The organism is Corynebacterium gottingense, assembly GCF_002285125.1.
GTDB classification, from domain to species: Bacteria; Actinomycetota; Actinomycetes; order Mycobacteriales; family Mycobacteriaceae; genus Corynebacterium; species Corynebacterium gottingense.
Genome location: NZ_NSGN01000013.1, coordinates 23,219 through 42,397, shown reverse-complemented (window position 1 = coordinate 42,397; position 19,179 = coordinate 23,219). Strand labels below are relative to the sequence as shown.

At 67.1% G+C, this 19,179-nt stretch carries 20 protein-coding genes; 10 read left to right on the top strand and 10 right to left on the bottom strand.

The genetic code is table 11. The annotated features are described in order from the left end of the window. The 6 genes from CKJ82_RS11230 to CKJ82_RS11205 form a co-directional block, all read left to right on the top strand. The coding region (locus CKJ82_RS11230; protein WP_240510768.1) for a hypothetical protein at positions 1–1,444 on the top strand (1,444 nt) is incomplete at its 5' end. A gap of 116 nt (positions 1,445–1,560) precedes the next feature. Further along, positions 1,561–3,072 carry a hypothetical protein gene (locus CKJ82_RS11225; protein ID WP_095538213.1) on the top strand — a complete coding sequence of 504 codons (1,512 nt, stop codon included), beginning with the start codon at positions 1,561–1,563 and terminating at the stop codon, positions 3,070–3,072. A gap of 49 nt (positions 3,073–3,121) precedes the next feature. Then, positions 3,122–3,814 (top strand): hypothetical protein, encoded by a 693-nt coding sequence (locus tag CKJ82_RS11220; RefSeq protein ID WP_095538212.1) that lies wholly within the window; start codon positions 3,122–3,124, stop codon positions 3,812–3,814. Positions 3,815–3,845: 31 nt separating this feature from the next. Then, positions 3,846–4,346, top strand: coding sequence for a VanZ family protein (locus CKJ82_RS11215; RefSeq protein WP_165765434.1), 501 nt, complete (start codon positions 3,846–3,848; stop codon positions 4,344–4,346). A gap of 10 nt (positions 4,347–4,356) precedes the next feature. Then, the gene (locus CKJ82_RS11210; RefSeq protein ID WP_095535617.1) at positions 4,357–4,728 is read left to right on the top strand and encodes a YidH family protein; all 372 of its coding nucleotides are present in this window, start codon (positions 4,357–4,359) and stop codon (positions 4,726–4,728) included. After that, a complete protein-coding gene (locus CKJ82_RS11205; protein ID WP_095538210.1) occupies positions 4,728–5,066 on the top strand; it encodes a DUF202 domain-containing protein in 339 nt (112 codons plus the stop codon). Before CKJ82_RS11210 ends, CKJ82_RS11205 begins: the two co-directional genes overlap by 1 nt. 7 nt (positions 5,067–5,073) lie before the next feature. On the opposite strand, the gene CKJ82_RS11200 is transcribed toward CKJ82_RS11205, so the two are convergent. The 3 genes from CKJ82_RS11200 to CKJ82_RS11190 are packed head-to-tail and all read right to left on the bottom strand — an operon-like array spanning position 5,074 to position 7,978. Continuing rightward, complete coding sequence (locus CKJ82_RS11200; RefSeq protein ID WP_095538209.1) at positions 5,074–6,489, bottom strand: IS1096 element passenger TnpR family protein; 1,416 nt, start codon at positions 6,487–6,489, stop codon at positions 5,074–5,076. Positions 6,490–6,526: 37 nt separating this feature from the next. After that, a complete protein-coding gene (locus tag CKJ82_RS11195; protein ID WP_095538208.1) occupies positions 6,527–7,441 on the bottom strand; it encodes an SLAC1 family transporter in 915 nt (304 codons plus the stop codon). After that, positions 7,442–7,978: a pirin family protein gene (locus tag CKJ82_RS11190; RefSeq protein ID WP_133064076.1), complete on the bottom strand. Its 537-nt coding sequence runs from the start codon at positions 7,976–7,978 to the stop codon at positions 7,442–7,444. It lies immediately after the preceding gene. A gap of 17 nt (positions 7,979–7,995) precedes the next feature. On the opposite strand from CKJ82_RS11190, the gene CKJ82_RS11185 reads away from it, so the two are divergent. Beyond that, positions 7,996–9,186 (top strand): multidrug effflux MFS transporter, encoded by a 1,191-nt coding sequence (locus CKJ82_RS11185; RefSeq protein ID WP_095538206.1) that lies wholly within the window; start codon positions 7,996–7,998, stop codon positions 9,184–9,186. Here the strand turns inward: CKJ82_RS11185 and CKJ82_RS11180 are convergent. Both CKJ82_RS11180 and CKJ82_RS11175 read right to left on the bottom strand, forming a co-directional pair. Continuing rightward, a complete protein-coding gene (locus tag CKJ82_RS11180; protein ID WP_095278383.1) occupies positions 9,183–9,782 on the bottom strand; it encodes a response regulator in 600 nt (199 codons plus the stop codon). The two genes, CKJ82_RS11185 and CKJ82_RS11180, sit on opposite strands and share 4 nt — an antisense overlap. Continuing rightward, positions 9,779–10,879 (bottom strand): sensor histidine kinase, encoded by a 1,101-nt coding sequence (locus CKJ82_RS11175; RefSeq protein ID WP_095538218.1) that lies wholly within the window; start codon positions 10,877–10,879, stop codon positions 9,779–9,781. Before CKJ82_RS11175 ends, CKJ82_RS11180 begins: the two co-directional genes overlap by 4 nt. A gap of 89 nt (positions 10,880–10,968) precedes the next feature. Here CKJ82_RS11175 and CKJ82_RS11170 point away from each other — a divergent pair, with 89 nt between their 5' ends. Both CKJ82_RS11170 and CKJ82_RS11165 read left to right on the top strand, forming a co-directional pair. Beyond that, a complete protein-coding gene (locus CKJ82_RS11170) occupies positions 10,969–11,949 on the top strand; it encodes an ABC transporter permease (RefSeq protein WP_095538205.1) in 981 nt (326 codons plus the stop codon). Then, positions 11,950–12,609, top strand: a complete 660-nt coding sequence (locus CKJ82_RS11165) for an ABC transporter ATP-binding protein (RefSeq protein WP_095278378.1) — start codon at positions 11,950–11,952, stop codon at positions 12,607–12,609. Here the strand turns inward: CKJ82_RS11165 and CKJ82_RS11160 are convergent. From CKJ82_RS11160 to CKJ82_RS11150, 3 genes are all read right to left on the bottom strand, one after another. Next, on the bottom strand, positions 12,578–13,690 hold the full coding sequence (locus CKJ82_RS11160) for an MFS transporter (RefSeq protein ID WP_095538217.1): 1,113 nt from the start codon (positions 13,688–13,690) through the stop codon (positions 12,578–12,580). The genes CKJ82_RS11165 and CKJ82_RS11160 overlap by 32 nt on opposite strands. A gap of 66 nt (positions 13,691–13,756) precedes the next feature. Continuing rightward, complete coding sequence (locus CKJ82_RS11155; RefSeq protein ID WP_095538204.1) at positions 13,757–14,569, bottom strand: hypothetical protein; 813 nt, start codon at positions 14,567–14,569, stop codon at positions 13,757–13,759. An 18-nt stretch (positions 14,570–14,587) separates the two neighbouring features. Continuing rightward, complete coding sequence (locus tag CKJ82_RS11150; RefSeq protein WP_133064075.1) at positions 14,588–15,733, bottom strand: hypothetical protein; 1,146 nt, start codon at positions 15,731–15,733, stop codon at positions 14,588–14,590. Positions 15,734–15,978: 245 nt separating this feature from the next. Here CKJ82_RS11150 and CKJ82_RS11145 point away from each other — a divergent pair, with 245 nt between their 5' ends. Then, positions 15,979–16,725, top strand: coding sequence for a YwaF family protein (locus CKJ82_RS11145; RefSeq protein ID WP_095278372.1), 747 nt, complete (start codon positions 15,979–15,981; stop codon positions 16,723–16,725). Here CKJ82_RS11145 and CKJ82_RS11140 read toward each other — a convergent pair. Continuing rightward, complete coding sequence (locus CKJ82_RS11140) at positions 16,701–17,648, bottom strand: NAD(P)-binding domain-containing protein (RefSeq protein ID WP_095538202.1); 948 nt, start codon at positions 17,646–17,648, stop codon at positions 16,701–16,703. The genes CKJ82_RS11145 and CKJ82_RS11140 overlap by 25 nt on opposite strands. Next, positions 17,641–19,173 carry a bifunctional ADP-dependent NAD(P)H-hydrate dehydratase/NAD(P)H-hydrate epimerase gene (locus CKJ82_RS11135; protein WP_095538201.1) on the bottom strand — a complete coding sequence of 511 codons (1,533 nt, stop codon included), beginning with the start codon at positions 19,171–19,173 and terminating at the stop codon, positions 17,641–17,643. Before CKJ82_RS11135 ends, CKJ82_RS11140 begins: the two co-directional genes overlap by 8 nt. Between the last annotated feature and the right edge of the window lie 6 nt (positions 19,174–19,179).

The window sequence follows — 19,179 nt, the reverse complement described above, 5'->3', positions numbered from 1 at the left end:
CAATGCCGCGTGCCCCGAAGTCACGCGGTCACCAAAGAGTTTCCCCCGAAAACTGCAGTGTTACTCGATACTCACCATCGCGTTACTCGATACTCACCACGGTGTTACTAAATGCACGCGCGCAACAGTAAATCCCCGCAGCACCTGGAACCGTTCATTTGACTTCCTTTTTGTAGACGAACTGGGGCAAGTCGAGGTAGCAAATTGCTGGACAATTCAGGTACAGGGTGCGGGGCCATTTCAGGGAGTTGAACGGTGGGAGCTGCGACCTCAACAATTGATCTTCGATGGAAATGGCAGGACATGGGAGAACGCATCTGAGGTTGTTTCGTACGTGCCGATGCTGCGTAACTGGATGCTGGAGTGTACAGAGCTTATCGATTCCGATTACAGAGACGATAAAAACTGGCTGGCGATCAATCTCAAGAAGCCGAAGACAATTCCGTTTAAGGGACAGTTGAACCACCGGATTGTTATTGAGGCACGTACTGAGTCAATCGGAATGGGCAAGGGGCTACAGGCATTTAGTATTGCTCGAATTATCACAAAGCTGGAGAAGCCAGAAGAACGTGATGTTGCGTTTGAGGAACATTCCGCAATTCTCGACTTCCTTTCAATCATATACGGTCAGCCTATTGGTTTTTCTGAGCGAAGCGTTAGCTCGAGTAGCAATCCGGTACTCGACGTCAATCATCGACCAATCGATCCTGACTATTGGGAGGAGTGTAGAGTCGAAACTTTAGGTAACGAGGATGCTCTGCTTGACATAGAAAAAGGTCGAAATCCTGAGGCGCTAATCCACTATTCCACGGAAAACCCCGAAGTTCTTTCCCGCTGGCTAGAGTTCTGGGTAAATAATAAGCCCGGTGTCGATGCTTTAAAAAGAGCTTTATCCGAAAAGATCTCTTGGGAGAATCGGCTGTTAAATGTAGCAGTTGCGGTAGAGGAATTCGGGCACAGAATCCCTGGCCAAGTAGAGCGGGGAACAGTAGATAACTGCTTTCCTGTCTATCTAAAACGGATATGCCTTAGCATGCCAAGGATTGCAATGATGCATCCTGCGCAATGGGCTAGCCGATTTAACACCGCTTACAAAGGGATCAAGCACGCCGATAATGATTTTCCTGAATTTGCAGAAATCGTGCGAACGGCAGAACAAGGCATTAACTGGCTTAGGGCCTGGTGTTGCTTCCAGGTCGACCCCCACAATCCGATTATGGACTACACCTGGAGCCGTATAACCAACATTGAAGAGTTCTATCCGAAATCGCAGGATGAATTAGATAATGACAATTGGGCAATTCTGTTGACGGACGAGGAATGGAAGCAGGAGAGCGCTCGGTTAACTAAAGCGAATAGTGGCTTCCGTTGGAATCACGCGCATATAGATGTATTGGATACTAGTGATCAAAACAGTGATGTTGAAGAAGGACATGGAGGCTAGGCTCCAACTTGGCACTCTCGGGTCTGACTAGTGAAAAATCGTTAAGGTTGATCTGCTCACACTAAGCCAGCTAACTTAGTCATACCTTCTTTGTACCCACAACCCGTGTTCAGGTAATGACCGCTAACCCCAAAACCATCAACGTCCGCGCCGCCTTCGAGTGGTCAATCCGCACCGTCTTGAACAACTGGGCGATATGGGTGCCGCTCACGCTCGTCGCCTTCCTCGCGTGGGTCGTCCTGTGGGTCCTGCTGCAGTTTTATGGCCACCTGATCGTGTTCATGCTGGCGTCGGCCCTGTTTGCCATCGTCGCCCTGCAGCAGACGCAGCACCCCCGGCTGCGCCTGACCGAGCTGGAATTCCCCCGTGCCTTCCAGACGCTCGGCGCGACGGCGGTGGTGGAACTCATCGGCTTCCTGTGCTTCGCCCTCTGGCTGGGTATTGCAGCCCCCTCCTTCGCCGCGCTGGTGGACCCGTACGGCGAGAGACCACACACCCCGCTCTACGCCGACCCGGCCGCCTGGTTTATCCTCGGCGGATTCGTGGCCTTCTTTGTGCTTGCGCCCCTGTGCAGCTTCCTGCCCCTCGCCGCCGCTGACGGCTACGGCCTGCTGGCCGCGACGAAGCGCGCCGCCGCGAACTGGCTGCGCCTCATGGTTCTCGAGGCTCTGTCGCTGCTCGCCCTGCTCGCAGGTGTTGTCTGCATCGGCGTCGGGTTGCTGGTGGCGGTGCCGATCGTCGTGTGTGCGCTCGCCCACGCGTACTGCCAGGCCGTAGGCCGACCCGTGGTGGAGGAGCCCACAGGACCAACAGAGCCCACAGAACCCGAAAAACCCACACCCGCCCCCACACCAGCCCCCGGCGAAAACCCGTACGCCCAGGCCAGCAACACGTACGTCGACCCGCAGGCCTGGCCCACCGAGCCCGGCACCGGGCGGGTCCGAGTGGGCCGCGCGTTCTCCTGGGCGTGGTCCGCGTTCACCGGAAACTGGGCCACGTGCGTGCAGCTGACGTTCGCGTTCCTCGTCATCAGTGTCGTGGCTGGCAACCCGCTGCTTTTCATCGTTGCGCTGTTCCTCTTCCCCGCCGTGTGGTTTGTCGTGGTGGTCCCGTTTGCCGTGTCGGCGGCGCTGCGGCAGACGGACCGCATCACGTTCTCGATCGGGGAGGCGAAGCCCCTGCACTTCGCGCAGACCGTGGTGGTCGGGCTGTTCGCCGCCGCGATTTCGTGGCCAGTGCCCTCCGCCGTGCGCTGGGCGCTTCACCAGACGTTGCCGTGGGACGTGCCGGAGGGGACGCCGATGGGTCCCATCATGCTGGGCATCGGTTTGCTGTGCTACCTTGCCGTATCGCCGCTGTGGGCGCTCATGCCGTTCTTCGCGGCGGATGGCAGCGGGATCGGCCAGGCGATCGGCCGCGGGTTCCGGCGCGGCGTGCGCAACTATTTCCCGCTGCTCGCCCTGGCGCTGGTGTGCACGGTCCTCAACATTCTCGGCGCCGCGGTTCTTGGCCTGGGCCTTTTGGTGACGATCCCGCTCTCACTGCTGGCGTACGCCCACGCGTACCGGGAGGCGTCGCGGGGACCGGTTCCCGTCGATAAGCACAGCACATACCGCGGCAGAAATTAATAGGGGACGTACCCGTGCAAACCCTGGGAACTTTGGTAGCGTGCGATATATGCAGGAGGAACATTCACGCGCGGGCACGGTCCGCATCCGCCCGGCGCTGACGTGGGGGTGGGCGGCAGCGACGTCCAACTGGCGGCTCTGGGTCCCATGCACCGCCGTCGCGCTGCTCATCACGGCGGCCAGCCTCGCGTTGTGCTACTACGTCACGCCGCTGGTCCTCGCGGCGCTCGTTATCCCATTCGCCACGGTCACGGCGCTGCGTCAGACCCGCGAGCGCGCCCCTCGCCTGCGGAAGATGACCACCCTCTTGTACAAGGAGACGCTGCTCACCGCGCTCCTCGTCGTCTTCGTGTTCGTCGCCTGCTTCACGCTCTGGTCCACGGTCGTGGCGTTCTCTGGCAGGGTGGACGGCTTCTTCCCGTCCGGCGCGCTGTGGCTGGGCGGCGGCGCGATCGTCCTGCTCAACGTGCTCGCGCCGTGGCTGACGCAGATCATCTACTACTCTGCAAGCGGCATGACCATGTGGGACGCCACCCGGCCCGGTGTCGTCGCGGGCTCGCGCAACTACGCCCCGCTGCTGGGGCTGGCGGTGCTGCTCACGCTCCTCAACGTCGCGGGCGCGCTGCTTGCCGGCGTCGGCCTGCTGGTCACGCTGCCGGTGGCGCTGCTCGCGTTCGCGCACGCGTACCTGCAGGCCTCGGGCGGCCAGGTCCCCAGCAACCACGCAGCCAACCCCCAGTAGCAGGGCAATGCGGGGCGCTAGTGTTGCCCAGGTGAAAATCTCGCCCGCCCTGTACACGCTGAGCCTCGCGGTCGCGGCCGCCTTCGTGCTCGCCTTCACGGTGGGCAAGGCCTACATCTCCGTCCCCGGCCTGTGGGACGCCGCCGCGCACCAGATCCAGCAGATCCGCCTCGACCCCCTCGTCTCCTTCCGGCATTACCGCGTGTGGTGGGGGCCCTGGTTCAACCTCTTTGGCAATCTCGCCCTCTTTGTCCCCGTGGGCTATATCGCCTATCGACGCTCCGTCGCCGCCACCACCTGCTTCTGCTTCCTCGCCAGCCTCACCGTCGAGTCCCTGCAATTCCTCCTCGCGGCGGGCTACAGCGACATGGACGACCTCATCTTCAACACCACCGGCGGCCTCATCGGCGCTGCCGCCGCCTCCCTGCACAAGTCGCCCACCGCGATGTGGCTGTTCAACGCCTGCGCCGTGGTCATCCTCGTGCCGTACCTTTCGCTCGGCGCGAACCAGCTGGCCGCGTTCATCGCCTAGGGTAGGGGGCATGAGTCAGGACACGCAGCGCGGTTGGTTTACGCGCCGGGTCTTCCCGGACGGGACCGAGCCGGACCCCCGCTTCACGCTTGCTAACGAGCGCACCTTCCTCGCCTGGACCCGCACCGCCCTCGCGTTTCTGGCCGGGGGCATCGCGCTCGAGGCCTTCGACCTGCCGGGGATCGACCCCGCCACGCGCTCCATCATCGCCGCCGTGATCGTGGTCATCGCGATGGCGATCTCGCTGGGCGCGGCGGTGCGCTGGGCGCGCCTCGAGCGCGCCCTGCGGCACGGCCGCCCCCTCCCGGCCCCGGCGATCGTGCCCGTCCTCGGCGTGGGCATCTTCCTCGCCGCCGTCGTCGTCCTGATCAGCCTGACCTGATGGGGCAGCAGACGCGGCCGATCCCGCTCGCCGACCCCGGGCTGCAGGCCGAGCGCACCTCCTTGAGCTGGGGGCGCACCGCCCTGGCCATGCTCGTCTGCGCATCCGTGCTGCTGCGCTGGTCCAGCGCCTACCCGGGCGTCATTTTCACCGTCATCGTCCTGCTCACGGTGATGGGCACGGTGACGATGCTGCTGCAGCGCCGCGCGTACCGGCTCGAGGCGATCCACCTGGCCAACGAGCGCTCGGTGCCGAACGCGGTGGGCGTGGCGGCGACCACGCTGGCCATGTGCGTGCTCGGCGGGTTGGGGCTTTACGTGGTGCTGGCGGCTGCGTGAGCGTCGATTAGCGAGCCCCCGGGTCAATCACCGCGAGCAGCTCCTCCGTGATCACGTTGACGTCGCCCATCGCATAGATCCCGCCCAGCACCATGAGGGTGTCCAGCGTGTGCTCCGCCATCGGTGAGGCCCCGGACGAGTCGGTGCTGCGCAGCACCTCGACGGTCTGCCGCCACACGAACGGGGAGAAGTAGTCGGCGAACAGCGCGTGGATCGTCGCCTCGTGGCCGGCCAGGGACGGATTGTTGAGGAACCGCTCGCCGGCCGCGGTGCGCACCAGGTTGGAGCCCTCCTGGGCCACGAGGCCGAGCTCCTCGAGCAGCACGCGACCCAGCTGGACCGCCTCCCACGTGTCTTCTCGGGGCTGGGTGGGGTAGACCGGCAGCCCCAGCATGCGCACGAGCTCGCGCACCACGGCGACCTTGAGGTTGCCGCGCACCGTGAGCGGTGCCTCCGGCCCGAGCACCTCCAGGTACTGCGCGAGCACCGGCGAGAATCCCTTCGGGGCGTGCATGTCCGCAGAGCGCGGGCCGGGGACCTCGGCGCGTTCCACGCCGAACGCCTCCATCGCCGCTTCGACGCCGCCCATCTCGGCGATCGTGCGATCAAAAAACTCCGAGAACGCCTCCACGAGCACCGGGTTGTCCTGCGCGTTCGGGTCCGTGTCCAGGATTTCCTGCAGGTCCGGGCGGTCGGCGAGGAACTTGTGGATCAGCTCGCGCATTGGCGTCGCCTCCGGCTCCTCCCCGAAGCCCGCCGCGAACCCCTGCTCGAAGGCGTCATCGAAGGAACCGGGGTCGAACGTATCGGCATCGAACGGCCCACCGGGGAGCCCACCCAGGTTGGTGCCCAGCTCCTCGCTGACAAAGCCCATGCGGGTGGCCACCGCCACGGGGTCGACCACGCTGAGCCGGTCCAGCATCCGCTCCGGCGTCATCACCGGCAGGTAGCTGAGCAGCAGGGGCGTGACCTCCATGTTCGGCGGCAGCCCGGCGGCCAGGTTCCGCGCCTCCTCGTGGAAGCGCGTCATCATCTCCGGCCCGTTCGCGGTCTCCACCACGTCCGGCCCCTGCGCGTGGATGAGCAGGGGAGTGGGCCCCTCCAGCTGCGACTCGCCGAGCCGCCTGACGTGCACGTTCCAGTTGGCGGCCGGGTCGTAGACGTACAGCATCGGCGGCATCTCGCCCACGGTCATGGAGGTCATGGACCGCTCCCCGGCGCCCGGGTTCTCGGCGTAGACCTCGTTGTCGGCGGAGTGCTCCCCCTCCTGGTGAATAAACAAGTGACCGGCCACCCCCGAAAACCCGAGTGATGCGTCGATAATCTGCGCCAATCGGCTCAGATCAATGTGTGGTTCCACGTTGACACACCGGCTGATCTCGGGCTGGGACCCCTCCACGGTGAACAGCATTGTGATGATCATGCTCTTCACCTTACGTGGGCCCGGCCACCCTTACCCGCTAATGGCCGCACCGCCACGACACGAAGCGCGCCGCGCACAACCCCCAGTGCAGCACCAGCAGCGCGGGGAGCATCGTCGCCACCGCGTTCATCCAGTCGATGCCCCACGCCTGCGCGAGCGTGTAGCCGCCCACCCCGATCGCGCCCGTGGGGAAGGTGGAGGCCCACCACGCCGGCGAGTAGTCCACCCACCGGGCCACGGCGGGGTAGAAGTGCCACATGGCAAACAGCATCATCGGCACCGCCAGCGCCACCAGCGCACTGCCCACGAGGATCTCCGCGCGGGCGCCGAAGAGCAGGGCGATTGCCGACGTCGACTGCCCCACCACCCCAAGCGGAATCCACGTCGTCGCCGCGCTCGGACCGCTGATGTCGGCCTCCCCGCGCAGCGCAGCCACGTACACGCGGGCAAAGACCGGGTAGGCGGCGAGCACCGACATAGCCATGAAGACAATGCCCAGCACGGCGTAGCTCCGACTGCCCGTCAGCGCGCTGATTGTCCCCGCCGTATTGGACGCCATAATGGGCCCGACCAGGGGCAGCCCCCACGCAAAGTTGGGCACCCCGGAGAACCTGCGCAGCTGGTTGAAGTAGGCCACCACGCACAGCGGCGCGCCCACCCAAAACCCGAGCAAGATGCACCACTCGGCGCCGGTCAGCTTGGTCCACGCGGTGCCCAACGCCATCGTGCCGATGAACCACATCGCCCACGGAGCCATGAGGTCCTGGCGGAAGCGGGGGCTGCGGTAGACCAGGAAACCGCCCAGCAGCACCAGGAAGATCAGCGCGCCGAGCACCGCGAACACCCAGGCCACGGCCGGGTAGCCGCTGGTGACCATGAGCGTGGCCATCAGCGAGGTGCCCATCACGCTGCCGCCCCACGCGGGGCCGGGCGGCGGGAGCGTGCCGCGCACTTACTCGGACGGACGGGCTGCGCCAGCGCGGTCCGCCGGGTTGCCGCCGAGGAGCACCGCGTACGCGCGCTCCTGCGAGGTATTCGCCACCGCGTGGGTGGACGCGCCCGCCTGCGTGCGGCCGCAGGACCCGGCCGGGACCGGGGTGTTGTCGTACTCGATGCCGCCCGAGCAGGCGACGACACCGTACTCCAGCGCCTCGTCGCAGGTGAAGGCGACCTCCGCGCCGGGCTCGAGCGCGAGCACCACCGCGACCAGCGAGTCCGGGGTGGGCAGGGGGGAGGTCTGGCCGAACAGCGAGCCGGCCACCACGCGCGCCTCCCCGGAGACACGGGTAGTCACGGAGCGCAGCGTGAACGGCTCCGGGGTAAACGGCTCGGCGCCCCCAGCAGCCCCCGCAAATTGCAGGGCCAGCTCGCCGTAGCGCAGCTCGCCGTCGGAGAGTTCGACGGAGGCGGCGGCACCCAGCGCCTCGGGCGCCTGCGGTACCTCGATGGAGCGCCACGCTCCGACTACGTTGCTCATCTCAGTGCTCATACAGGTATGGTACCTGCGTGCAAAAACTTTCACCCGGGCTGCTTGTCGCCCTCGCGTTCTTCTCCTCTGTCGCCCCCTTCGGCATTGATATGTACCTGCCGGGCATGCCGTCGCTGGCCAGCGAGCTCGGCGCGTCGCCCGCGGTGGCGCAGCTGACCATCACCGGGTTCATGCTGGGCATGGCGGTGGGCAACCTCCTGTTCGGCGCGATCTCGGACGGCACGGGCCGCAAGCCCCAGATCGTCGGCGCGGCGGCCGTCTTCCTCGCCGCCTCCGTCTTGTGCGCGGTGTCGCCCAGCATCTGGCCGCTCGTCGCCGCCCGCTTCGTGCAGGGCCTGGCCGCCGGCTCGCTCGAGGCGGTGTCGCGCGCCGTGGTCGCGGACGTGTCCAAGGGCCGCCAGGCAGCCCGCGCCCTGTCGGGCCTCATGGCGCTGACCGGCTTCGTCCCCGCGATCGCCCCGGTCCTCGGCGGCGCGCTCCTGCCGGTCGTCGGCTGGCGAGGCCTCTTTTGGGTCCTCACCGCCATCAACGTCGTCCAGGCCATCATGGCGTTCCGCATGCCGGAAACCCTGCCCGCTGAGGGCCGCTCCACCGGCACCCTGCGCAGCCTCTTCCCCCGCATGTGGCAGTGCCTGCGCCGCCCCGCCTTCGTCGGCTTCATGCTCGCCGGCGGCCTCGGCTTCGGCGCCCTCTTCGCCTACATCTCCGCGTCCCCGCTGGTCCTCCAGTCGCAGCTCGGCCTGGGCGCCACCACCTACGCGCTCATCTTCGGCGGCATGGCCCTGCTCATCCCGGTGTCCAACACGATGAACATGCGCATGCTCAAGCGCTACCACCCCCGCACGCTGCTCATCGGGGCATTGCTTATCGACGCCATCGCCGCCCTCATCCTCCTCACCTTCGCCTTCACCACGCCCTCCCTGTGGGCACTTCCCTTCCTGGCGGTCCTCTCCTTCATGGGCGGGTTCGTCATGGCCAACGCCTCCGCCCTGGCGATCGAGGAGGTCCGAGACATCGGCGCCGGTGCCGGCTCGGGCGCCCTCGGCTTCTTCCAGTTCCTCGTCGCCGGCGCGGTGCCCCCGCTCGTCGCGCTGGGTACGAACCACATGAGCTCCATGGGCCTGGGCACCCTCATCTGCGCCGGCCTAGCGCTCGCCGCGGTGCTGCTGCTCACCACCACCCACGAGCTCAGCGAGGACGCCGCCTAAATAATCCGGCGCTCGCGGGCCTTCTCCACCGCCGCGGTCCGGTTGTCCACGCCCAGCTTGGAGTAGATGTGGATGAGGTGGGTCTTCACTGTCGCCTCCGAGATGAACAGGCTGGCCGCCATCTGCTTGTTGGAGGCGCCGGTCTGCAGGGCTTTCAGGATCTCGATCTCGCGGGCCGACAGCGCCTCCTCCGGGCGCATCACGCGCTCCGCCAGCACGCCCGCCACCTGCGCGGAAAGGACCCGCTCGCGCCTGGCGGCCTTGAGCACGGCGTCGTGAAGCTCCTGCTCGGGCGCGTCCTTGAGCAGGTAGCCGAGCGCGCCCGCCTCCACGGCGGCGACCACGTCGGCCTGCGTGTCGTAGGTGGTGAGGATGAGCACGGGCGGGCCGCCCGCGGCGACGGCGCGCCGGGTGACCTCGATGCCGTCCACGTTGGGCATCTGGATGTCGGAGACGATGACGTCCACGCCGTCGGGGACCTCGGCGGTGCCGTCCGCGCCCTCGGCGACGACCTCGATGTCGCCGAAGGAGTCGAGGACGGCGCGGAGTCCGGCGCGGACGACCGGGTGGTCGTCGATAAGCATGACCCTGATCATGGTGCCTCCTTGCGTTGGATCGGGAGCGTTGCCGCGAGCACGTTGCCCTCCACCGAGAGCTCGCCGCCGGCCTCCTCCACGCGGGCGCGCAGGCCGCGCAGGCCGAAGCCCTCCTTGCCGGACATGCCGCGGCCGTTATCAAAGACGTCGACGGTAACGGTGTCGCCCAGCTTATCCACCGTCACGACGGCTTTCGAGGCGTGCGCGTGGCGCACCACGTTGCTTAAGCCCTCGCGGACCACGCGCTCGACCACCTCCGCCGCAGGGCCGACCACGTCCACTACGTTGACCTGCATCTCCAGCGGCTCGCCGAGGGCGCGCTGCCGGTCCTGCGCGGACCGCGCCAGCGCCCGGACCTGCTCCGGCAGGGTGCGGCGCGGCGGCTCGGCCCCGCCGCCCTCCGCGTTCACGGCCACGAACCGGCGCGCCTCCGCGAGGTTGTCCGCCGCCACCTCGCGGATGGTGGTGAGGGTGGCGCGCGCGGTGGCGTCGTCAAGCTGCTTGTCCAGCGCCCTGCCCAGCAGCACGATGGAGCTCAACCCCTGCGCCATCGTGTCGTGCACCTCGCGCGACAGGCGGGCGCGCTCCTCCGCCGCGCCGCGGTTGCGCTCCGAGACCTCGAGCTCGAGCGCGAGCGCCTTGTAGTGCTGCGCCTCGGCGCGAAGCATGTTGTAGATCTGCACGGTGACCACCGCGACGACCGTGCCGATGGTCGGGCCGATCAGCCCGCCCAACCCGGAGGCGGGCACCGTCACGCTGAGTGTGAGCGCCAGCATCGCGGCAGCCACGACCAGGCTCGCGGCGGTGGGCAGGAGGATGGCGGCGAGGATGACCAGCGGGAACTCCAACCACACGTACGCTTCGGACCGCAGTGCCAGCGCCACCCACAGCCCCGTGATGATGGCGAGCCACGCCCACGACGCGCGCGCCGAGTACTCCATGCCGCGGTTGTGCGCCACGGTGCCCGCCAGGTAGACGGCGGCGAAGAGGAGCGCGAGCGGCGTGAAGTCGCCCAGCATGCCCACGAGCAGGAGGACCGCGACCAGCAGGTGCAGGCTGACGCGGAGGACGGCGAGGATTCGGCTGGTGGTTTGCACGCGCACAAGCCTAATCAACCGATCGGTTGACTCAAGGTTCCACCGCTCGCCCGATGTGGAACGGTGCAGGTCAGGCAGATAATGGGGGCATGTTCGTTGGATTGAGAGAAATTGGAAACGCCAAGGGTCGCTTCGGCCTGATCATTGGCGTCGTGGGGCTGATCACTCTCCTCGTCGTCATGCTCACCGGTCTGACGGCTGGCCTTGGCAAGCAGAATACGTCGGCACTTGAGGCGCTCAACCCGCACTCGGTCGTGTTCAAGGATATGGAGGAGCCCTCCTACACCACGTCCCGCGTCGGCCCGGAGGACGCGCAGGCCGGCGACGTCCCGCTGGGCGCCGGCCAGACCCTGCTGTCCCGCGCGGACGGCACCGAGGAGTCCGTGGCCATCCTGGGCCTGCCGGAGGGCACGAGGCTGCCCAACGGCGAGGTGGTGGGCACCGACGCCGTCGCCTCCGAGTCCCTGGGCCTGACCCCGGGCGAGGAGCTCACCGTGGGCGGCGCGCCCGTGACCGTGGGCAGCACCGCCGACGACCTGGAGTACTCGCACTCGCCGGTCCTGTGGGTGCCCACCAGGGATTGGCAGGCCGCCATGCACACCGACGCCGAGGGAACGGTCCTCCTTGCCAGCGACGACCGCGGCATGAAGCTGTCCGACTCCTTCAACGCCCTGCCGGCCTACGGCTCCGAGCGTGGCTCCCTGCTCATGATCCAGGGCTTCCTGTACGCCATCGCGGCGCTGGTCATCGTCGCCTTCCTCACCGTGTGGACGATGCAGCGCACCCGCGACCTGGCCATCCTCAAGGCGATCGGCGCGTCGAACGGCTACCTGCGCAAGGACGCGCTCGGCCAGTCCGCCATCATCCTGGCGGTCGGCGTCATCCTCGGCGCCGCCATCGCCACCGGCTTCGGCGCGCTCGTCGGCGGCACGGTCCCGTTCACGCTCTCCGCGCTGTCCACGGTCGGCCCGCCGCTGCTCATCTGGGTCCTCGGCCTCGCCGGCGCCCTGTTTGCCACCCGCTCCATCACCAACGTCGAACCACAACTTGCACTCGGAGGTATCGCCTAAATGCTCACCATGGACAACGTCACCGTCACCTTCCAGGACGGCCAGGAGCGCCTCACCGCCCTGGACAACATCTCCTTCAGCGCCACCCCGGGCCACCTCACCTTCATCGTCGGCGAGTCCGGCTCGGGCAAGTCCACCCTGCTCTCCGCGGCCGCGGGCCTGCTCACGCCCGACTCGGGCACAGTGCTTATCGACGACACGCCCGTGGATACCCGCGTCCGCCTCGAAAAAATCGGCATGATTTTCCAGCAGGCAAACCTGATCGGCGCCCTCAACGTCCGCGACCAGCTCTTGGTCACCGACCACATCCGCGGCGTGAAGCCGCGCAAGGAGCGCGCCGACGAGCTGCTCGCCACCGTGGGCCTGGAGGGCCTGGGCGACCGCAAGATGCAGCAGCTGTCCGGCGGTCAGCGCCAGCGCGTCGGCATCGCCCGCGCGCTCATGGGCGAGCCGTCGCTGATCCTGGCCGACGAGCCGACCGCGGCGCTGGACTCGGAGCGCTCGCACGAGATCGTCGCCCTGCTGCGCAACCTGGTGCAGGACCGCAACATCGCCTGCGGCTTTGTCACCCACGACACGGAGCTCATCTCCTCGTCCGACGAGGTCGTCCGCGTGGCGGACGGGCAGGTTACCGCAGCTTCGGTCGCGAGAGCAGCGTAAGCACGCCGAACCCGCACGCGGCGAGCAGCAGCGTGATGAGGAGGGTGCCGGAGAGGTAGCCCGCGTCCACTGCCGCCGCGCCGAGCGCGGAGCCGGAGGCGATGCCGACCTGGAACGTCACCACGTAGATGGAGCTGGCCAGATCCTGGTTGCGCTTGCCGGCGAACAGGAAGATGGTGGTGGCGACGGTGGGCAGCGCGCCCGCCGCGGTGCCGAAGATGGCGATCATGATGAACATGATCACGCCCGAGCCGGTGCGCAGGCCGATCAGCCCGACGAGCGCGGCGATAATGAGCAGGATTCCGGCGAAGCCGTTGAGGCGGATCATGCGGACGTCGACACGATTGCCCGCGAGCACGACGCCGACAAGACCGAACGCGCCGTACGCGCCGAGCCCGATGGGGACGAACGCGTGCCCCGCCGTGTTTTCCACGAGCAGCGCCAGGTAGGTGAATGTGGCGAAGACCGCGGTGACGGAGAACGCCAGGTAGAAAACGAGCGAGGGGATGGCGGAGCGCTGCTGCTGCGCGGTCTCCGCCGGCGTCGGCGGGATGGCCGGCATGCTGGGCAGCGTCTTGAGCAGCAGCAGGAACGCGAAGAGGACCGCGACGCCGAGGACCCAGGTGGAGCCGCGCCACCCGATGAGCCCGCCGAGCGAGGTGGTGAGCGGGGAGCCGACCACCAGCGAGAGCGTGGAGCCGAGCGAGACCGCCGCGACCGCCTTGCCCGTCATCCCGCGCGGTGCCAGGCGCGCCGCCATGGGGTTGACCAGCGACCAGAACAGGCCGTGCGTGAGCGCCGCGCACACGCGGCCGACCACGAGGACCCAGTAGGTGTGCGCGATCGCCTGCAGGACGATGCCCGCGAGCAGGAAGCCGAGCGTGGCCATGAAGAGGGGGCGTCGGTTCACCTGGCGGGTCGCGGCCATGAGCGGGATGGTCACGATGGCGACGAGGCCGGCGTACACACTCATCAGGAGGCCGATCTGGCCTTCGGAGACGTTGAGATCCGAGGCCATCGGAGAGATGAGGCCGACGGCGAACATCTCAAATGTGACGTAGACGAACGCCGCGAAGCTCATCGCCGCGAGGGGGACCACAGGGAATTTCTGGGATTGGGGTGTCTGCAGATCGGTCACACGAACAATCTAGGCGTAGAAATGCGTGTACGCGAACGCCCCGTAGCCGAAGATGCCCAGCAGCATGAGGACCCCGGCGATGATGGGGATGATGTCTGTTTCCGGCTCCGGCGTTTCGGTCGGCTCCGCGTGGTCAGCCTCGCACTGCGCATCCTGCTGGTCAAAGTAATTGGCGTAGCGGTCGACGGCGCGCAGGTTCTCGTACGTCGCGGTGGAGGTGAGTGTGTCGGCCCAGCGCGTGGCGTCGGCAAGCATCAGGCCCGGGAACTCTTGGGTGAGCTGCTCGGCGACCGCCTCCGGGTCGGTGGCCATGCCGGTGGGGGTGAACCAGTCCGGGGCGTCCTTGCCCACGGGCACTTGGCCGTCGGTGGCGACGAAGTCCTTGTAGTGCTCGACCTCGGTGATTTGCGGGTTGTGGGTGGTCTGCGTGGGCGAGTGGCGCTGCAGGTACCAGTTGGCCACGGACTCGGGCAGGCCGAGGTCGGCGAACGCCTCGAGAGCGTACGCGTGCTCGGTGGTGGTGGGGTCGGCGAAGTGGGCGTCATCGATGTAGATGCCCAGCGCTTCCTCGAGGATGCGGCGGCGCACGCCGGACTCGACGCTGCGCACCTCGGGGAATGCCTCGACGAAGGATCCGTAGCGGGCGTAGATGAGGTTTGCCTCGCGCTCGAGGTAGAGGTGCGCGGCGTCGCTGGCCGCACCGAAGGCCTCCGGCTCCATGGTGAGCGTGCAGGTGGCCGCGCTCGCGGCGGGAATGGGCGCAACGGCAACGCCACCGCAGACCAGTGCGGTCGCGGTGGCGAGTGCGGCGAGCGTTCTCATCGGTGCCCTGCTCGGGGTCTAGCCAAGGAAGGAGAAGACTGCGCCGCCGATGGTCGCCAGCAGGGCGAGCACGATAGCGGCGATGATGCCGGAGTCAACGGAGATGTGCTTGCCGGCTGCGGCGGCGGTGTCCACCTTGGGCTCGTCCTCCTGCTTGTTGTCCGGCCTGTCGGTCGGCTCCGATGCGGTACGCGACTTGGTGCGCGAGGTGACGGAGACGTTGACGGTGGTTTTGCCGTTCTCCCGCACGACGGTGGTCGTCGTGCCGTTTTCGTGCTCGGTGCGCTCAGGCTGGTCAGTCTGCTCAACCTGCTCAGTGGTCAGCGGGTGCTGCTCTACCGAGGGAAGCACGTCCGCGCCCTGGTCGGTCTTCTCCGCCGCGCGCTGCGCGTCGGGGTTTGCACCGTCGGTGGGGAACAGGACGATGGCATCGCCGCCCTCTGCGCATTCCTGGCGGGTCTGCTGGAAGACGGATTCGAATGCGGCGCCCTTGCGGTAGTCGGACAGGGCCTCCGACTCCACGAAGGCGTCGGTCCACGCGGCCGCGTGCTCCGGGCTCAGCTCCGGGAACTGGGCCTTGCGTTCCTGCTCCAGGACGGCCAGCGGGGCGACCGGGCGGAAGGCGGGTTCAGACGCGGCATCCTGTTCCGAAGCGGTGATGGTGCCCGCGTCGAGGGAGTCGTGCACGTCGTCCCAGAATTTGACCAGCGCGATGTCCGGCTCGGTGGAGACAGCGAGGCTGTTCCACAGGTGGGAGAAGTACCAGAAGGACGCGTCGTGCGAGACACCGGTTTCTGCGGAAATCCGGTCGGCCCACGCGTTCAGGTTGTCCATCAGGTTGTTGTTGAAGGACTCGCGCCCGCCGTTCTCGTAGGCGTCCTGGAACTCGGCGGCGATGTCGCCGGCGGCCGGGAAGGCAACCTCGAAGGCTTGGCGCCAGTTGTCATCCTGGTTGAACTTGGTGGAAGCGAACGCGACGCGCTCGTATTCCTGCTGCTCTTGGTCGTTCAGCTGGATGTGGCACGAACCAGAGTCGTTGGTACCAACAGTTGCGCCCTGCGCTTGCGGCGCAATGACAGCGCACGCGCCCAGGGCGACGGCGGTGGCTGCTGCTGCGAATCTCTGATTGTTGAACACGCTGTTTATGTTACCTGAGGAATTCATAAATGGAAGCATTGTGACGGGCTGCGTTCGCTTTATAAAAACGATAATAACCGTGTATATTGCCGTTATTCCAGGTAGTGGCGGTGGATAGATAAAGTATTATTAAATGTCGCCTGCCAATAGCTTGAAAACCGCCCCAATATGGGGGTGGATCCTGAATGGTATAGCTTCAGGTAGCCGGGCTGAACCTGAGAAGTTACACCATTGTAATTCTTAGACAGCCATATAGCGGTACCCTTACCTGCATGCAGCTACAGTCGCTCCAACCGCCGGACTGGACGTCGCGCAACGGACGCACCTACCGGACGATGACACAGTACGACTCGCGGCACCTCTCCGTACTCGTGGTCCTCATTCTCTGCTGCGGCATCCTCGTCGTCGCGGCCCGCAACCTGCCCCACAACGTGGTGAAAGCGGCGCGCAAGATCGCCGGCGCCGTCCTGGGCATCCTTGTGTTCGCCTACTACTGCTGGGTCCTCGCGCCGAGCAACATCGTGTGGGACGAAACCGCCCCCTTCCACATCACGGACTTCCTCCGCGTTATCACCCCGACGGCGCTGCTCACCGACAATCCCACCGCAGCCGCCCTGTCCTTCTACTGGGGTTTCCTCCTGAACCCCATGGCACTGCTCTTCCCCGACATGGCGTACGTCCAGGACTTCCCGGGCCTGCAGGAATTCGCGTACTGGTTCTTCCACAGCGCCGCCCTCGTCGTCCCGACCGTGCTCACCTTCGGCCTCGGCTACCGCCCCACCTGGCGCGACTGGCGCATTACCACCGCCATCACCGTCGCTTGGGCCGGTTTCGCCGCCACCGCCAACCGCATCACCGGCGGCAACTACGGCTTCCTCGCCGGCTACCCGCGCGGCTGGTCCATCCTCGAGCTCTTTGGCAAGTGGCCCTACTACCTCCTCATCGTCGTCCCCGGCGTCCCAGCGGTCTGGGCCGCGATGACCTGGGCGAGTGCTTATCGACGCCCCGCCACCGCCTGAGCCACGTCCCTGGCAAAAGGACTCACGCCACCCAGCGTGGCCGCGCCCGGCCCGTTGATGCGGTTGTAGCCCACAAACCACAGCCCCGGGGTGTTGCGGTCCAGTCCTCGCACCGGCCCGAGCGCCGGGCGGAACCCCGTGGCCCACACGATCGCCTCGACCCCAAGTGCCGAAACCTCATCAAGCGTGTCCGGCATCGTCTCCGTGCGCATCAGCCCGGCGTCGCGGGCGCGGCGTACCTCGGGCACCACGACGATGTCGCCGCCGAAGTCGGCCCCGCCCGGGTCCGGCTTGCCCTGTGAGATAGCGACGAAACGTTCACGGTTGCGGCGGAACAAGTCCGAACCATCCACGTCATCCGGCATGAAGCGCGGCGCGTGGCGGGTCAGCCACACCACATCAACCCCGCCCAGCGCCAGGTCAGCGGTGATCTGCGCACCGGAATCGCCGGATCCCACCACGGCGACGCGTTTGCCCGCCAACTGCTGCGGGTTGCGGTATTCGGAGGCGTGCAGCTGCACTCCGGGGAACGTGCCCGGGTAGTGAGGCACGAACGGGACGTTACCGGTGGCCATGATCACGTTGCGGGCGGTGACGCGTTGGGGGTGGAGGGTAAACGTGGCGTCGTCAAGCGAAATGCGCTCCACGCGCTCACGAACGACGGGGAAGCAGTAGCGCTGCTCGTAGCGCGTGAGGTAGTCCACGACGTGGTCGCGCGGCGGATAGCCGTCGAAGGCGGGCATAGGCCAGCCGGGCAAGTTGGAAAATTCCGCGCGGGAAAACAACGTGAGGTTATCCCAGTACGTCGGCCAAGCGCCGGCAGCACGGTCGCCGAAGATGGTGAAATCCACCTTGTACTTGCGCAGGTAGTAAGCGGTCGCGAGTGCAGATTGGCCACCACCGATGATCGCGGCATCAAGCATTGTTCGCCTCCAGAGTCGTTGTGGTCAGTAGAGCGGTAGCCTCGCGGACAAACGCGGCGATCCGGCTCGCGGGCGCGGTGGCATCGCCGTACTCGGTAGCGGAGGCCAGCTTCGCGGCCACGGCGTGCACGGTTGCGGCCGAAATGAGCGAGGAGGTCTCCGCGCTGCGGGCCAGGTGCGCGCCCGCAATGCCGGCGAGCACGTCGCCGGAGCCGGGGGTGGCGGCCCAGGAGTGCCCGGCGTCCAGGCCGTAGACGAGGTGGCCGTCGGAGATGAGCGTGGCGCGGCCCTTGCGCAGGACGTCGCAGCCGAGGTGTGCGGCGAGGGCGAGCGTTTCCTCCATCCGCGAATCCGCGGAAAGGCCCGCGGCCTCGTGCAGCCGGGCGAATTCCCCGTCGTGCGGGGTGAGCGCGGTGTAGGCGTCGCGCTCGCGCAGGGCGGACAGGAGGTCGGGGTGGGTGGCAAGGAGGGTGAGCGCGTCGGCGTCGAGAAGCAACGGATCCGGGGCGTTGAGCAGGGCTCGCAGCTCTGCGGCCGCCGCCTCGTCGGTGCCCGCGCCGGGGCCGAACACCCAGGCCTGGACTCGGCCGGTGGAGGAGAGCGAATCCGCGACGACCACCTCCGGATGCGCGCGCACGACCTCGGCGGCCTGCGTTCCGGCGTAGCGCACCATCGCCGGGGTGGCGTTGACCGCGCCCGCCGTGCATAGCAGCGCCGCGCCCGGATAGGTGCTACTGCCTGCGCGGATGCCCACCACGCCGCCGGAGTATTTGTCGTCGGACGCGCCGGGCTCCACCGACGGCACGGGCGCAGGGAGCAGGGTGCGCATCCCCTCGGGGAGAGGGAAGTCCGGGACAACGGCGCGGTTTGCGGTGAGCAGCGGCGGCCCGTCGGCGGACCACTCGGGCAGAGTGTCGGAGAGCGTTTCGTAGAGGTGGCGGCCGCCGATCCCGATGTCCGCAATCAGCTGCACCCCGCACGCGGCGGAGAGCACGTGGGCGCGCCGGAACCCGCCGAAGGTCACGGTCGCGTCCGCGGTGACGTGGAGCTCGCCGCCCTCGCCTGTGTCGGCGTCGATGCCGGAGGGCACGTCCACCGCGAGCACCCGCGTATCCCGCAGCGCCTCCACCACCTCCGCGTATTCCGCGCGCAGTCCCGCAGTACCACCGATACCGGTCATGCCGTCGATGGCCAGGTCATACGCGCAGTCAACGCGCTCCACCACGGTCCCGCCCGCGTTGCGCAGCGCCGCCAGCGCCCGCTCCTGCGCGCGGCCCGCCACCAGCAGCGCGTCCACCCGGTAGCCGGACATGGCCAGCTCCGCGGCCGCGTAGAGCGCGTCGCCGCCGTTGCCGCCCGGCCCCGCCACCGCGAGCACCCGGCTACCGGGCTCCACCATCGCGCGGGCGACCTGGGCCACGGCGTGCGCGGCCTGTTGCATGAGCTCGTCCGGCGAGGTTTGCGCGTCCAACAGCGGCTGCTCGGCGGCGCGGACTTGGGCGACGGTAAAAGTGCAGGCGTACATATCGGC

Coding starts and splice junctions, on each gene's coding strand:
- CKJ82_RS11150 (WP_133064075.1), bottom strand. CDS start 15,733: ATGAATTCCTCAGGTAACATAAACAGCGTGTTCAACAATCAGAGATTC.
- CKJ82_RS11220 (WP_095538212.1), top strand. CDS start 3,122: ATGCAGGAGGAACATTCACGCGCGGGCACGGTCCGCATCCGCCCGGCG.
- CKJ82_RS11180 (WP_095278383.1), bottom strand. CDS start 9,782: ATGATCAGGGTCATGCTTATCGACGACCACCCGGTCGTCCGCGCCGGA.
- CKJ82_RS11225 (WP_095538213.1), top strand. CDS start 1,561: ATGACCGCTAACCCCAAAACCATCAACGTCCGCGCCGCCTTCGAGTGG.
- CKJ82_RS11165 (WP_095278378.1), top strand. CDS start 11,950: ATGCTCACCATGGACAACGTCACCGTCACCTTCCAGGACGGCCAGGAG.
- CKJ82_RS11210 (WP_095535617.1), top strand. CDS start 4,357: ATGAGTCAGGACACGCAGCGCGGTTGGTTTACGCGCCGGGTCTTCCCG.
- CKJ82_RS11155 (WP_095538204.1), bottom strand. CDS start 14,569: ATGAGAACGCTCGCCGCACTCGCCACCGCGACCGCACTGGTCTGCGGT.
- CKJ82_RS11170 (WP_095538205.1), top strand. CDS start 10,969: ATGTTCGTTGGATTGAGAGAAATTGGAAACGCCAAGGGTCGCTTCGGC.
- CKJ82_RS11160 (WP_095538217.1), bottom strand. CDS start 13,690: ATGAGCTTCGCGGCGTTCGTCTACGTCACATTTGAGATGTTCGCCGTC.
- CKJ82_RS11145 (WP_095278372.1), top strand. CDS start 15,979: ATGCAGCTACAGTCGCTCCAACCGCCGGACTGGACGTCGCGCAACGGA.
- CKJ82_RS11200 (WP_095538209.1), bottom strand. CDS start 6,489: ATGATCATCACAATGCTGTTCACCGTGGAGGGGTCCCAGCCCGAGATC.
- CKJ82_RS11135 (WP_095538201.1), bottom strand. CDS start 19,173: ATGTACGCCTGCACTTTTACCGTCGCCCAAGTCCGCGCCGCCGAGCAG.
- CKJ82_RS11140 (WP_095538202.1), bottom strand. CDS start 17,648: ATGCTTGATGCCGCGATCATCGGTGGTGGCCAATCTGCACTCGCGACC.
- CKJ82_RS11205 (WP_095538210.1), top strand. CDS start 4,728: ATGGGGCAGCAGACGCGGCCGATCCCGCTCGCCGACCCCGGGCTGCAG.
- CKJ82_RS11190 (WP_133064076.1), bottom strand. CDS start 7,978: ATGAGCACTGAGATGAGCAACGTAGTCGGAGCGTGGCGCTCCATCGAG.